The organism is Anoxybacillus sp. FSL W8-0382 (genome assembly GCF_038003845.1).
GTDB lineage: Bacteria > Bacillota > Bacilli > Bacillales > Anoxybacillaceae > Anoxybacillus > Anoxybacillus flavithermus_G.
On the sequence record NZ_JBBOPX010000001.1, the window covers coordinates 2,372,965 to 2,385,628 of the forward strand.

Here is a 12,664-nt window from a genome sequence, read left to right on the forward strand (position 1 = left end):
GACGACATCGCTTGCTGATCGCTTGCTGCTACTTCTTTTTTATGACACCACATGCGATTCGCTTGCCTGCATTTCCCGCTGGCTGAGACATGCCATCATCTTTTTCTTCATGGATTACAATCGACGTTCCGTTTTTTGTAAACAAACCGTTTTTCTCTTCTGATAAATTGACATTCGGAGCCATCAATTGTACTTTAACTGTTCCGTCTTCTTTCACGATTAAATTCGGTAAATCACCCGCATGCGCCCCCTCCGGATGAAGAAGCCCGTGCTCCTTTCCTTCTGGATTAAAATGTTCCCCTGCTGATTTAAATTCAGGCGGTTCGCATGTTCCTTTGTCGTGAATATGCATCGCATGCTCCCCTGGTGGCAGCCCTTTGAGGTTAATGTCCAGTTTTACTCCTTTAGGTTGTTGAGACATTTTAATCGTTCCAAGCGAGTCTCCATCTTCATTAATTACATTGACATCGACGCTTTTCACTTTCTCTTCCACGCATCCGCTTACAAGCAATAAAAAGAAACAAACAATTACTCGACGCACAACAAGCCCTCCAACTACATATTTACGGCTTATTATGCCCTATTTTCATTTATTTAATCTTTCGCTTGTTGTTTTTTCAGCTGCTCTTCAAATTGCTTTGCTTTTTCTTCTTGACGCTTTGAAATTTTTATAATCAACCGCATCGTCAACACCGCAGCGATGAAAAATGCCATAAACGAAATGGCAGCAGGAATGTATTCGGTTTTATCTTCTGGAAAGTACAAAAACAGTCCAAATATGATGTTAGTCATACAATCAACCTTTCCGTATATCGTCTCATCAATCGATTATACCATAAAGGCAATTGTTTCACTTTGTAAAAAGGAATATAGTTTGAGTCAAGACTTTGTGGGAGATTTTTTTCTCGACCGATTTTTTTGGTTATATATGGTTTTATAAAATCGTTATATGTAAGCGCTTTTACTTACTCTCATCCTGTAGGTATGTGCGTTTTCTCTCGTTTTAAAAACCTTTCAATGCTTGCAATGCCTCGTAAATCGGTGTCCCTGAAGATTGGCGAAGGTATGGGATGTTATCTCGTACCACTTCTGTCATTTGCGTTTGCACGCGCTTCAGTGCCTTTTTCACGATCGTTTCTCGTTTCGTTTCTTCTCGTTCTTCCACGCCATACATCACTCCATCGCGTGTCCGAATGAGTAACGTATCTTTTATCGCGACGATCGCTCGCAACATCGCTTCAATCCCTGCATCCCTCCAACTTCGACCGTTTTTACTTCGTTTCGCAAACACATGCATCGTTCCTTCCGCACTCCCCATCGCCCTCATGTTTGTCGTGTCAATCCCTTTTTCCTTCAACCATACGCGATAGTCACGCAAACATCCTGGCATCTCCTCGATTCGACGAACAAGCGCCTCGAGTTGCTTTTCCTTCTCCTCATGTTCTAACGTACCGATGGCACTTGTGAGTTCTCGTAACACACCTTCTTCATCCCATGATGCTAACTTCTTTCGAATCACCCGATATCTCGCATGACCTCGGAACAATTGACGAATCTCTCTTGCCACATGGAACCGATCAAGCTGAAAGTACCCCCTGTCCCCGAAATATTCTCGACACGCTGTAATCCATGGGGCTCCATCTCCATTGATGACCACCCAATCCTCAAACGGATCATAGCTGTATTCCTTCATCAGAAAATTCTCTACAGCTTCCCAAATCGGTTCATTCGTTTGATGAACCATATACCGTCGATTCACTAAGGATACGCGTTTCCCGTTTTTCTCCCATCCTTGGTGAATCGTGATGATCTTTTCTTCTTTTCCTTTGATGCGGCTTCGTTGACGTTTCACGTACAACCCGTCTGCTTCGATAAAAAACACGCGCCCTTTTTTCTCCATCGCACGGTGCCCTTCCACCTCTGCCTCGATGATGGACTGGCGAATCGTTTCGTGACTCATACATGCATACCCCACCAGCTTTTCAAGCGACTGCGCAGCCTGTCGATACGAAGAACCCGTCACGGCGAGATGAATCGCTGTCTCCTCTAATAGCGGACTCACTCCATGCGCCCCATCGAACTGGAGAAAGACATCGAGTAAAGACGTATACACCTTTTTTTCACGGTCAAAGTAGTAGTTTCGCTTCACTTCCACCTCTCCAAATAGCGTTTGGAGTCGGATCGTCCGCTTATCTTTGAGCGCATATCGTTTCTTGTCCCGCTGTTCTGCCAATGTGCGGTCGATCTCCTCCAACACCTGTTGAAGGAGATGACCATATTGTTTTTGCATATGTCTAAATAAAGACTGTTCGATCTCTTTTAATGTCAAGCCGTTTGTGATATAATCCTGCATGGGCTCCACTCCTTTCTTTGGTTGTATTTTTTTCGCACTTACTACCTTACCAGGAGGAGAGCCCGTTTTTCATCTATTTTGCTTACATATCTGACAGGTTCCTTATTATACCAAATCAGGAACCTGTCTTTTTTTCTCCCACAAACATTTTACTCATACAGGAATATAATTGGATTCGTAAACAATTCAGCCACTGAAAAACTGCAAAAAGAAAGGAATGACAGACGTGCATGAGACAATAACTCATGAAGTAAGCAACTTTCAATATTATGCGGCTATTGCTATCTTTTTGATTACATACGCCATAATCATTTCAGAAAAAGTTAATCGTGCTGTGATCGCTTTATTAGGTGCTGCTTTTATGATCATTTTTGGCATTGTTGACTTGAACGCAGCGTATACCCATCATATCGAATGGGGGACAATTACGCTTTTAATCGGCATGATGATTCTTGTTAATATTACGAGTAAGTCAGGTTTTTTTCAATATGTAGCAGTCAAAGCCGCAAAAATGGCGAAAGGGAGTCCGATTAACATTTTAGTCATTTTATCATTACTGACAGCTACCCTTTCCGCCTTTCTCGACAATGTCACAACGGTATTACTCGTTGTCCCGGTGACATTTTCCATTACACGCATGTTAGAGGTAGATCCTATTCCATTTTTAATTTCTGAAGTACTATTTTCTAACATTGGCGGAACAGCGACGTTAATCGGAGATCCACCGAACATTATGATTGGCTCTGCCAATAAACATTTAACGTTTAACGACTTTTTATTTAATTTAGGCCCTGTCGTTTTAATTATTATGCTCGTCATTATCGCGATTTTGTACGTCTTTTATCGCAAACGTCTTCAAGCGAACGCTGCGCTCATCGAACGGCTTATGAAAGTCGATAAAAAACAATACATTAAAGATGCGGTACTATTGAAAAAGTCTGTTTCTGTTCTCGCATTAACGATTTTAGGATTTACGTTGCATTCTGTCATTCACGTCGATGCGGCGGTCATCGCGATGACAGGCGCAGTTATTTTAATGTTAATCGGTGTAAAAGAGCACGATTTGGAAGAAGTATTTGCTTCTGTCGAATGGACAACCATTTTCTTTTTCGCCGGATTATTTACGCTCGTCGGCGGTCTCGTTGATATCGGACTAATCAAAAGTTTGGCAGAAAAAGCATTAGAAATTACCGGTGGCGATATTCACGCCGCGTCTTACTTAATTCTTTGGGTATCTGGAATCACATCAGCAACCATTGACAACATCCCTTTTGTTGCGACGATGATCCCGCTCATTCAAGATATGGCTGTTGGAATGGGACTATCTCCTGATTCAGCACAAATTGATGTATTATGGTGGTCATTATCCCTTGGCGCTTGCTTAGGTGGAAACGGAACGTTAATCGGAGCATCAGCAAACGTGATCGTGGCAGGAATTGCCTCACGTGAAGGACACGGGTTTAGCTACTTTGATTTTCTGAAAATTGGAGCGCCACTTACGCTTATTTCCTTACTTATTTCACACGCATATATTTTCATTCGTTACTTATAAAAACGCTCAAAGGCGAACTTTGAGCGTTTTTTTCTTTCCATCATATACTGCTTGCAAGGAGGGAGAACGATGTATCCAAACGTCGATATTACACAATTTACACAATCGGCAAAAGCGATCCAAAAACTTTTTAAAGACGCAACAGCTATTTCCTCAAAAATTGCGAACGATCCTGTTTTTGCGAAACAATTGATGGAGAAAGCTCAACAATCGAAACAAGAAGAAGTACAAAAACAACTCCAATCGATTGGTATTGGGTCTGAAATAAACATTTCTTTTAATCCAAATACGATTCATATAACGCTTTCTCCAAAAAAAGGCGAGTCGCCTTGTTGCCAACTCACCTTTCTTCTTTACTGGCGATAATTCGGTGCCGCCATTTGTTTCTCACCAATATGGGCTGCGTCGCGCAAATCATATCCATCATCTGTTTCACTCACATGAATGATATCTTCTTTCACCCCTAATCGATTTGCGCGAAGCAATTGTTCTTCTTCCTTCATTGTCATCCCTCCATACCGTTATATTGTACAAGTACATGTCACTTATGTATTGACGTTTTTTGTTTTATCAGCTACGATTTTGTTAACTATCAAAATAAGTAGGTTAACAAATGAAAGCGAAAGATTTAACATTTATCGCCATGTTTGCCGCGCTTATGGCGATTGGAGCAAACATTACATCGTGGGCACCTTTTCTTGTCATCGGAGGGGTTCCTATTACGCTACAAACGTTTTTTTGCGTATTAGCCGGCGCCATTCTCGGAGCAAAACGCGGCGCGATGGCAATGACAGTGTATATGCTCATTGGACTGTTCGGTGCGCCTGTTTTCGCCCGTTTTAACGGAGGGTTCTCGATAGTCGTTGCTCCAACATTTGGCTTTATTCTTTCTTTTATTCTTGCTGCTTACGTTACTGGCTTATTGGTTGAAAAAAGCGCAAACCGTTCGATAGCGCGTTTTATCACCGCAACAATCGTCGGTATGATCATTAACTATGTTGTAGGAACGAATTGGATGTACATGGCATATAAGTTATGGGCTGAAGCACCAGAAGGCTTTTCATACACAATGGCTTGGAGCTGGATGCTCGTTCCACTTCCAAAAGATATCATTTTATCAGTTGTTGCTGGTGTCATCGCACCACGCATTTACAAAGCGCTAAACGAACACCAAACATATAACGAAAACGTTGCATAACAAAGAAAAAGGAAGTTCGGTTATAGCCCGACTTCCTTTTTCTTTATATATTGTTGTCGAAACACTTGCATCGATTCGTTTTCGTTCAGTGCGATCATCTCTTGCTCCGATAATGTCCCATCTCCGCGTTTGACGACATATACATTCACTTTTTTCTTCCCCCAATGTTTATACACATCATCTACTGTTTCATAGTATAAATCAATTTTATGACCTTTAATCGCTGATCCTGTATCTGCAACAACACCATATCCGTATCCTGGGATAAATAAAATCGTTCCAATCGGAAAAACTTTCAAATCTGCTGCGATCGTTGAGTACAAATCACGTTTTACACGTACACCCGAATATGTAATGCCATAACTCGGGTGATCGGGCGTTTTTCCTGTTGACTCCACTCCCGCTGTATATCCTGTCGCTACAACTGTGACAGAAGGATATCGTGACCAGTCAAACGCTTCTTCTAGCGTCAACGATTCGTTTGTCGTCTGCTGTGACGAGAGTTGAGTCACTTGTTTTTCGTGTTTACGAAAACGATCAGCTACGTACTCATACGTATCTGATGAAAATAATGATTTAAACGAGAAAAAAGAAAAACGTGAAGGTGAAAACCAATCAGACAGCATTTTCGCTTCAACGCCCGATATCGATTGAAATGTCGTCATGAACGCACATAGAAACAATACAACCATGGTCGTTCTTCTTAACCATTTTATACCCATTTATTCACTCCTCCCACGGTTGTATTTCTTTCCAACATTCAAAAAAATATACATTAGCTACAAAAAAAACCTCCACGATTGTGAAGGCTTAAAACATTCGATATCCTTTTTTTCTCAGCGTCTGGATAACGACACCTGAGACAATAGCACCAACAATACCGCTACTTAAAATAATTAAATCGGCGCTTGCTAATGATTCGATTCGCTCTTTCACATGAGCGAGCGAAGCGGATGGACTTGTCACGTAGTCCATTACAGAAATTTTATCAATCCACAATAACAAAACAAATGGACTTAATATCGCCATCGTCCACGTCGTCCGCAAAATCATATTTAATAAAAAACCAATACCAAAAAATAAAACGAAAAATAATAAAACAGAAATGAGTAGAACCGGAATGCTCATCTCCATACATTTTCACCTCCAATACACCATTTTAAGTGTACTGAAAGCGAAAACATCAGTCAATTATTGCTTGATCACCATTTCATCTTTTTCTACTCCTGTCCCTTCACAATAATGGCATGTTTCCGAGCCACCGACCGCTACATGAACATAACCGTTCCCTGCACAATATTGACACGTTGTTTTATTCATAACTACCTCTCCTTTTTCTTAATTTTCAGATAATTATACATAAAAACAAATGATTTGTAAAGAAAAAACGAGCGAAAAATTGCTTCGCTCGTTTTTATAGTAATTTAAATTTTCCCTTTTTCGCAACGAGTGTTGGGCCACCGATTAAGTAAAGCGCACGGTTGTCAATCACTTTTTTCATCACACTTGCCTTTGTGCCCCAAATTTTCTTACCGAACACAACCCCGATGGCATCATCGTGACCAAGCGAACATACTGTTCCTTTTAAGTCTGGTTTAAACGGCTGTAGTTCACCCTGCCCACGAATTAATACAGCTAAGTTTTTCGCACAAACTTCTCCTTGTTGCATCGCAATTTGCGCTGTTGGAGGATACGGACGATTCGTTTCTTCGTTAATGATTAACGCACAGTCCCCAACAACAAACACATCTTCATGGCCTGGCGCACGCAAGAACGGATCAACTTTCACGCGACCGCGCATCGCTTCAAAGCCAGATTCATCAATAACGCGGCTTCCACGTACTCCAGCCGCCCATACAACTGTTCCCGCTTTAATTTCTTCAACTTGGTCATCTTTGCTAACGATAATACCTTCTGGTGTGCATTCTTTAATCGCTGTGCCGATTTTAAACTCAACACCTTTTTTCTCAAGAACATTTACCGCATATTCAACAAGTTCTGGGTCAAAGCCCGGAAGAACTGTAGGCGCTGCCTCCACGCAAATGATACGCACTCTATTTGGATCAACATCATACTCACGGCAAAGTTCAGGAACACGGTTAACTAGCTCACCTAAAAATTCGATTCCTGTAAATCCTGCGCCGCCAACTACAATAGTCAAGCGCTCATCACGTTTTTCTTCTTCTGTGCTATATGTCGCAAATTGGTACTCAATGTGCTCGCGAATTTGACGAGCTGCGTTAACGTTGGCAATTGAAAAAGCATACTCTTTTAGTCCTTTAATGCCAAACGTTTCAGATTCAAATCCAAGCGCAACAACTAAATAATCATACGTTAATGGTTCATGATTTTGAAGCAACACTTGTTTTTCTTCGAGGTTGATTTTTTCAACCGTATCTTGAATGAATTTTACTTTACTTTGGTCGATGACGTCAGCAATCGCATAGCGAACGCGCTCATGATGTAACGTTCCTGCTGCCGCCTCATGCAACCAAGTTGACTCGTAATGATAATCATGTTTGTTGACAAGCGTAATGCTTGCTTCGTTGACGCCAATCATTTTTTGTAAACGCGTTACTGTCATCAATCCACCATAACCTGCACCTAATACAACAACATTTGGCTTCTTCAAACGAATCACTTCCACCTTTTCTTATTTTTTTAGCTTGCGCTTTTTGAACGATTTTTATCGCTTAGAAAGTTTGTGAATTTATTCACGAAATAGACCAAAAAAATACAACGTTTTGTAACAAAGTTGTCATTTCTACGTTAACATCTTATTCTTTTTTTCTCTCTTTTTCAAGAGTTATTTGTTCAATTTTTAGTCATAATTTTTATCGAGTTCATGTCGAAATTTTCAAAACAACAAAAGCGTTTATCCATTTTTTATGGTATGATAATACATGAAAATTTGCGTTTTAGGAGGAAAGAACGTGAAAGAAGATCAAAAATTATACGATATTACCATTATTGGTGGTGGTCCTGTCGGCATGTTTACAGCGTTTTACGGCGGCATGCGTCAAGCGAGCGTCAAAATTATCGAAAGTCTTCCGCAACTCGGTGGACAACTTTCCGCGCTTTACCCAGAAAAATACATATATGACGTAGCGGGCTTCCCGAAAATTCGCGCCCAACAACTCATTGACAACTTGAAAGAACAAATGAGCAAATTTAACCCAACCGTTTGCTTAGAACAGTCTGTCGAAAAGTTAGAAAAATTGGAAGATGGGACATTTAAACTAACGACAAATAAGGAAATTCATTATTCAAAAGCGGTCATCATTACTGCTGGAAACGGTGCATTTCAGCCTCGGCGGTTAGAGCTCGAAAGCGCGACACAATACGAAGGTAAAAACTTACATTACTTCGTTGATGATTTGAATAAATTTGCCGGTCAAAATGTGCTCGTATGCGGTGGTGGTGACTCTGCAGTTGACTGGGCGCTTATGCTTGAGCCAATCGCTAAAAAAGTAACGATTGTGCATCGCCGTGATAAATTCCGTGCCCATGAACATAGCGTCGAAAATTTAATGAACTCATCTGTTGATGTAAAAACACCGTTCGTTCCTGTCGAATTGATCGGGGATGAAAACGGTATCAAACAGGTTGTTCTAGAAGAAGTCAAAACAAAAACGCGCGAAACGATTGATGTTGACGCAGTCATTGTTAACTATGGCTTCATTTCTTCCCTTGGCCCAATTAAAGAGTGGGGGTTAGAAATTGAGAAAAACTGCATTAAAGTAAACTCTAAAATGGAAACAAACATTCCAGGTGTGTATGCAGCAGGCGATATTTGCACATACGAAGGAAAAGTGAAATTAATTGCTTGCGGATTTGGTGAAGCACCAACAGCGGTCAACAATGCGAAATCATACATCGATCCAAACGCAAAAGTACAACCACTTCATTCTACATCGATGTTTGAATAATTCGAAGCCCCTCTCTTAAGAGAGGGGCTTCGAATGATCATTTTCATTCACCACATTTTCAATCGTGGCAGCTACTTCCTCATTCGGTAGAGAGGATCGCAACTGCTCCATTTCTTTTTCTAACTTTTTTGTATAATTTCGCATCTTTACAAACTTCCATCCACCAACGAGAAAAACGATGCATGCACCAACTGTAACAGAACCTAAAATAACAATCACTAATGGTGTTTCAAAATAACCGACAATATAGTTCACTTTCACGTTTTGGATATTCGCAATAGAAAATAACGCTACAATTAGTGCAAACCCAAGAGCGAAGATGATATTCCTCTGCCCTTTCATATTTAACATTCCTCCGGCGTACCAGCATGAGTTGCTGTGCGGAACGATGAACCGCAACCACATGAAGCAATAGCGTTCGGATTATGAATCGTAAATCCGCCACCCATCGCTCCTTGTTCATAATCAATCGTCGTTCCTTTTAATACAAGTGCACTTTCTTTATCGATTAATATGCGCAAACCGTTTTGTTCAAACTCATGATCGTCCTCACGTTTATTGTGTTCAAATCCCATCGCATAAGATAATCCGCTACACCCTCCACCGTACACACCGACACGAAAATAAGCGTGTTCTTCTCCGCTTTCTTTCATCATCTGTTTTACTTGTTCTACGGCTTTTTCTGTTAACAAAACGATTTGTTCCATTCGATCTCACTCCTTTTTAATAGTAGTATACACCTATACAAATAGTTTCGGCTGCTCCACGCATCAACACATCACCATTTTCTTTCCACGTAATGTACAAATCTCCACCAGCTAAATGAACAACCGTTTCTTCGTTTCGCTTCGTTTTTCCGTTTAATACGGATGCCACAACCGCTGCACAAGCCCCTGTTCCGCACGCTTGCGTCACACCGGAACCTCTCTCCCACACACGAAAATGAAGTTCGCGGTCGTTCACCACTTCTACAAACTCTACATTAATTCCTTCTGGAAAACGCTCATCTTTTTCAACAATCGGTCCAAGAGAAGTGACGGGGGCATCTTCGATTTGATCCACATAAAACACAGCATGAGGATTCCCCATCGATACACCTGTCATATAATACGTATGCCCTTCAAATTCGATCGGTTCACTAACGACAATATCATCCTCTTTTCCTATCATCGGTATTTCAGCGCGGGATAAACGAGGTTTTCCCATATTTACTTCTACACTATTGACCTTCCCATCTTCAACAAACACACGAGCTTCTACAAGACCTGATAACGTTTCAATGAGAAACTGTTCCTCCTGAACAATTCCGTGTTCATATGCATATTTCGCTACACACCTCAACCCGTTGCCACAGTTTTTTCCTTCCGATCCATCGCTATTAAAAATACGCATTTTCACTGGAGCTACATCGGATGGACAAATTAAAATAAGCCCATCCGAACCGATTCCTGTGTGCACATTTGACACACGTTTTGCGATATATGATAATTCTTCTTCTGCTAAACACTCTTTAAACATATTTACGTAAATGTAACTATTTCCCAGACCGTGCATTTTCGTAAATGAAAAACTTCTCATTACTTCCCCTCCGCATACATCTTTAATAACACTATACATCGTCATCATAACCGTGACAACTTTTTTACAAATACATAAAAAGTCACAGGCAACACGAACAGCGTATAGTATAATATGACTATCAACTATACGAGGTAGGGAACATAATGGATGTCTTATACGATCGTACCGTTACATGTCTTGTTTGCAAACAAACATATACAACGAAAAAAGTTCGTTCACGTTTCATCCGCCCGGTCCAACACGATACGGACTTTTGTTCATATTATGCTAGCGAAGAAGCGAATCCGCTTTTATATTACGTCCATGTTTGTCCACACTGTGGATTTGCGGCAACAGAGGAATTTTCAACAGAAACGGATGCTTTTATTCATACACATATGTCGGAAGTCCGTTTATTGTATTTAATCGGCGAATTGTACCGCAGGCTAGGAAAAGAAAAACAAGCGGTTATTTACTTTTCACGTGTGATTGCACGAAAAAAAGAAACAATTGAAAAAGGAATCGTCAACATGGCTTACGACCGTTGGCAAGAAATTCGTGAAGAAAAAAAGGGGGCACAATAGCCCCCTAAAACATTGGATTTTCCTCAATATATGCATAAACTCGTTCGACAAGTTGATCCGCATTTTCTGCTGTGACAATATCCCCATTTACCATCGCAAACAACGTATTGGCACATTTCCCACAATACCCTAAACAGCCATATTCAATAATATCTAAGTTAGGATCTTTCTCTAATTGCTCTAGGGCACGTTGGGAACCATTTGCTAAATTGCTTATACAAAATTCAACAATCGGTCTTAACACTATATTCACCCCAACCTTATTATTATAACACTTTCATAAAAAATGATGTAATATTACTGTCAAAAAAACACCTTAATCATTCATGTTTCTCGAAAAAATGTTGTTATTTTGTCACAATTTCGTTATACTTTTAATGGTCGAATTTTATCAAAAGGGGAAAGCTTCCATGAGAAACCTCGTGCTACTTGGCGGCGGATACGGAAATATGCGCATTTTACTCCGCATCCTTCCAAATTTACCAGAACATATTTATATTACATTAATTGATCGCATTCCATACCATTGCTTAAAAACCGAATATTACGCTTTGGCTGCCGGGACAATTAGTGACCAGCATATTCGCGTCCCGTTCCCAGAACATCCTCACCTCTCTTATGTGTTCGGTGAGGTTCAAAAAATTGATCTTCATCACGAAGTCGTTCACCTTCAAGATGGAACGTGTATTCCGTACGATGACTTAGTCATCGGATTAGGTTGTGAAGACAAATATCACGGTGTCCCCGGTGCAGACATTTTTACTTATAGCATTCAAACTATCGACAAAGCAAGAGAAACGTACCAAAAGCTAAGCAATCTCCCACCGCATAGCATTGTCGGCGTCGTTGGAGCTGGATTAAGCGGTGTGGAATTGGCAAGCGAACTAGTAGAGAGTCGTCCAGATTTACACGTGAAACTGTTTGATCGCGGCACACGTATTTTGTCTATGTTCCCTGAACGGCTAAGTCATTACGTAGAACAATGGTTTCATTCACATGGTGTTGAGCTTATTCGCCAATCCAATATTACAAAAGTCGAAGAACATACGTTATATAACCACGATGAAGCTATCCACTGTGATGCGATTGTGTGGACTGCCGGCATTCAACCGAATCGCGTCGTTCGCGAACTGAATGTTGAAAAAGACAATCAAGGACGTGTTGTGTTAACACCACAACATCACATACCGAATATAGAAAATGTATACGTCGTTGGGGACTGTGCAAGCTTACCGCATGCCCCAAGCGCTCAACTTGCTGAAGGTCAGGCAGAACAAATCGCCCAAGTGTTGCAAAAGCGGTGGAAAGGTGAAGAACCACCAAGCGAATTTCCACCAATTAAATTAAAAGGCGTTTTAGGATCATTAGGCAAAAAGCATGGATTTGGTCTCGTTGCTGATCGTCCACTAACCGGTCGCGTCCCACGCCTTCTAAAATCAGGTGTTTTATGGATGTATAAGTACCATAACGGATATTGAGATGAAGGGC

At 40.9% G+C, this 12,664-nt stretch carries 18 protein-coding genes; 6 read left to right on the plus strand and 12 right to left on the minus strand.

The features are described from left to right. Positions 1-28: 28 nt before the first annotated feature. The 3 genes from NSS60_RS12575 to NSS60_RS12585 all read right to left on the minus strand — a co-directional run bounded on the left by NSS60_RS12575 (position 29) and on the right by NSS60_RS12585 (position 2,353). Positions 29-541 (minus strand): superoxide dismutase family protein, encoded by a 513-nt coding sequence (locus NSS60_RS12575; protein WP_004892305.1) that lies wholly within the window; start codon positions 539-541, stop codon positions 29-31. Between the two features lie 53 nt (positions 542-594). Then, positions 595-792 (minus strand): hypothetical protein, encoded by a 198-nt coding sequence (locus NSS60_RS12580; protein WP_004892308.1) that lies wholly within the window; start codon positions 790-792, stop codon positions 595-597. Between the two features lie 211 nt (positions 793-1,003). After that, the gene (locus NSS60_RS12585) at positions 1,004-2,353 is read right to left on the minus strand and encodes an ISLre2 family transposase (RefSeq protein WP_088223306.1); all 1,350 of its coding nucleotides are present in this window, start codon (positions 2,351-2,353) and stop codon (positions 1,004-1,006) included. 226 nt (positions 2,354-2,579) lie between these two features. Here NSS60_RS12585 and NSS60_RS12590 point away from each other — a divergent pair, with 226 nt between their 5' ends. Together NSS60_RS12590 and NSS60_RS12595 are read left to right on the plus strand one after the other, a co-directional pair. After that, the gene (locus NSS60_RS12590) at positions 2,580-3,905 is read left to right on the plus strand and encodes an ArsB/NhaD family transporter (protein WP_004892309.1); all 1,326 of its coding nucleotides are present in this window, start codon (positions 2,580-2,582) and stop codon (positions 3,903-3,905) included. Positions 3,906-3,974: 69 nt separating this feature from the next. After that, positions 3,975-4,271, plus strand: coding sequence for a hypothetical protein (locus NSS60_RS12595; RefSeq protein ID WP_004892313.1), 297 nt, complete (start codon positions 3,975-3,977; stop codon positions 4,269-4,271). Here the strand turns inward: NSS60_RS12595 and NSS60_RS12600 are convergent. Continuing rightward, entirely contained in the window at positions 4,259-4,408 is a 150-nt protein-coding gene (locus NSS60_RS12600; protein ID WP_164875865.1) for a hypothetical protein, read from the minus strand. The two genes, NSS60_RS12595 and NSS60_RS12600, sit on opposite strands and share 13 nt — an antisense overlap. A gap of 110 nt (positions 4,409-4,518) precedes the next feature. On the opposite strand from NSS60_RS12600, the gene NSS60_RS12605 reads away from it, so the two are divergent. Further along, positions 4,519-5,103 carry a biotin transporter BioY gene (locus tag NSS60_RS12605; RefSeq protein ID WP_004892316.1) on the plus strand — a complete coding sequence of 195 codons (585 nt, stop codon included), beginning with the start codon at positions 4,519-4,521 and terminating at the stop codon, positions 5,101-5,103. A gap of 20 nt (positions 5,104-5,123) precedes the next feature. Here NSS60_RS12605 and NSS60_RS12610 read toward each other — a convergent pair whose 3' ends face one another. From NSS60_RS12610 to NSS60_RS12625, 4 genes are all read right to left on the minus strand, one after another. Then, positions 5,124-5,825 carry a 3D domain-containing protein gene (locus NSS60_RS12610; protein ID WP_004892317.1) on the minus strand — a complete coding sequence of 234 codons (702 nt, stop codon included), beginning with the start codon at positions 5,823-5,825 and terminating at the stop codon, positions 5,124-5,126. A gap of 88 nt (positions 5,826-5,913) precedes the next feature. Beyond that, complete coding sequence (locus NSS60_RS12615) at positions 5,914-6,237, minus strand: YuiB family protein (protein WP_004892319.1); 324 nt, start codon at positions 6,235-6,237, stop codon at positions 5,914-5,916. A 57-nt stretch (positions 6,238-6,294) separates the two neighbouring features. Further along, positions 6,295-6,423 carry a YuiA family protein gene (locus NSS60_RS12620; RefSeq protein WP_004892321.1) on the minus strand — a complete coding sequence of 43 codons (129 nt, stop codon included), beginning with the start codon at positions 6,421-6,423 and terminating at the stop codon, positions 6,295-6,297. Positions 6,424-6,517: 94 nt separating this feature from the next. Further along, positions 6,518-7,744, minus strand: a complete 1,227-nt coding sequence (locus tag NSS60_RS12625; RefSeq protein WP_004892323.1) for an NAD(P)/FAD-dependent oxidoreductase — start codon at positions 7,742-7,744, stop codon at positions 6,518-6,520. Between the two features lie 292 nt (positions 7,745-8,036). Between NSS60_RS12625 and NSS60_RS12630 the strand changes: the two genes are divergently transcribed. After that, positions 8,037-9,032 (plus strand): NAD(P)/FAD-dependent oxidoreductase, encoded by a 996-nt coding sequence (locus tag NSS60_RS12630; protein WP_004892325.1) that lies wholly within the window; start codon positions 8,037-8,039, stop codon positions 9,030-9,032. Between the two features lie 15 nt (positions 9,033-9,047). Here the strand turns inward: NSS60_RS12630 and NSS60_RS12635 are convergent, their stop codons facing one another. Genes NSS60_RS12635 through dapF form a run of 3 tightly spaced genes read right to left on the minus strand, consistent with a single transcriptional unit; the run spans position 9,048 to position 10,610 of the window. Further along, positions 9,048-9,374 carry a LapA family protein gene (locus NSS60_RS12635; RefSeq protein ID WP_035018902.1) on the minus strand — a complete coding sequence of 109 codons (327 nt, stop codon included), beginning with the start codon at positions 9,372-9,374 and terminating at the stop codon, positions 9,048-9,050. Positions 9,375-9,376: 2 nt separating this feature from the next. Beyond that, the gene (locus NSS60_RS12640; RefSeq protein WP_004892330.1) at positions 9,377-9,739 is read right to left on the minus strand and encodes a HesB/IscA family protein; all 363 of its coding nucleotides are present in this window, start codon (positions 9,737-9,739) and stop codon (positions 9,377-9,379) included. A 16-nt stretch (positions 9,740-9,755) separates the two neighbouring features. Continuing rightward, complete coding sequence (gene dapF / locus NSS60_RS12645) at positions 9,756-10,610, minus strand: diaminopimelate epimerase (RefSeq protein WP_004892332.1); 855 nt, start codon at positions 10,608-10,610, stop codon at positions 9,756-9,758. A 146-nt stretch (positions 10,611-10,756) separates the two neighbouring features. Here dapF and NSS60_RS12650 point away from each other — a divergent pair, with 146 nt between their 5' ends. Then, positions 10,757-11,176 (plus strand): DUF2225 domain-containing protein, encoded by a 420-nt coding sequence (locus NSS60_RS12650; RefSeq protein ID WP_004892335.1) that lies wholly within the window; start codon positions 10,757-10,759, stop codon positions 11,174-11,176. 4 nt (positions 11,177-11,180) lie between these two features. Here NSS60_RS12650 and NSS60_RS12655 read toward each other — a convergent pair whose 3' ends face one another. Beyond that, positions 11,181-11,420, minus strand: coding sequence for a YuzB family protein (locus tag NSS60_RS12655; protein WP_006322168.1), 240 nt, complete (start codon positions 11,418-11,420; stop codon positions 11,181-11,183). Positions 11,421-11,586: 166 nt separating this feature from the next. Between NSS60_RS12655 and NSS60_RS12660 the strand changes: the two genes are divergently transcribed. Then, positions 11,587-12,654, plus strand: a complete 1,068-nt coding sequence (locus tag NSS60_RS12660) for an NAD(P)/FAD-dependent oxidoreductase (RefSeq protein WP_004892340.1) — start codon at positions 11,587-11,589, stop codon at positions 12,652-12,654. Positions 12,655-12,664 lie beyond the last annotated feature (10 nt).

Excerpts from the sequence above, each read along its gene's own strand:
- NSS60_RS12600 (WP_164875865.1), bottom strand. The coding sequence starts at position 4,408 with ATGAAGGAAGAAGAACAATTGCTTCGCGCAAATCGATTAGGGGTGAAA.
- NSS60_RS12610 (WP_004892317.1), bottom strand. The coding sequence starts at position 5,825 with ATGGGTATAAAATGGTTAAGAAGAACGACCATGGTTGTATTGTTTCTA.
- NSS60_RS12595 (WP_004892313.1), top strand. The coding sequence starts at position 3,975 with ATGTATCCAAACGTCGATATTACACAATTTACACAATCGGCAAAAGCG.
- NSS60_RS12640 (WP_004892330.1), bottom strand. The coding sequence starts at position 9,739 with ATGGAACAAATCGTTTTGTTAACAGAAAAAGCCGTAGAACAAGTAAAA.
- NSS60_RS12650 (WP_004892335.1), top strand. The coding sequence starts at position 10,757 with ATGGATGTCTTATACGATCGTACCGTTACATGTCTTGTTTGCAAACAA.
- NSS60_RS12615 (WP_004892319.1), bottom strand. The coding sequence starts at position 6,237 with ATGGAGATGAGCATTCCGGTTCTACTCATTTCTGTTTTATTATTTTTC.
- NSS60_RS12660 (WP_004892340.1), top strand. The coding sequence starts at position 11,587 with ATGAGAAACCTCGTGCTACTTGGCGGCGGATACGGAAATATGCGCATT.
- NSS60_RS12605 (WP_004892316.1), top strand. The coding sequence starts at position 4,519 with ATGAAAGCGAAAGATTTAACATTTATCGCCATGTTTGCCGCGCTTATG.
- NSS60_RS12635 (WP_035018902.1), bottom strand. The coding sequence starts at position 9,374 with ATGAAAGGGCAGAGGAATATCATCTTCGCTCTTGGGTTTGCACTAATT.
- dapF (WP_004892332.1), bottom strand. The coding sequence starts at position 10,610 with ATGAGAAGTTTTTCATTTACGAAAATGCACGGTCTGGGAAATAGTTAC.
- NSS60_RS12585 (WP_088223306.1), bottom strand. The coding sequence starts at position 2,353 with ATGCAGGATTATATCACAAACGGCTTGACATTAAAAGAGATCGAACAG.
- NSS60_RS12580 (WP_004892308.1), bottom strand. The coding sequence starts at position 792 with ATGACTAACATCATATTTGGACTGTTTTTGTACTTTCCAGAAGATAAA.
- NSS60_RS12620 (WP_004892321.1), bottom strand. The coding sequence starts at position 6,423 with ATGAATAAAACAACGTGTCAATATTGTGCAGGGAACGGTTATGTTCAT.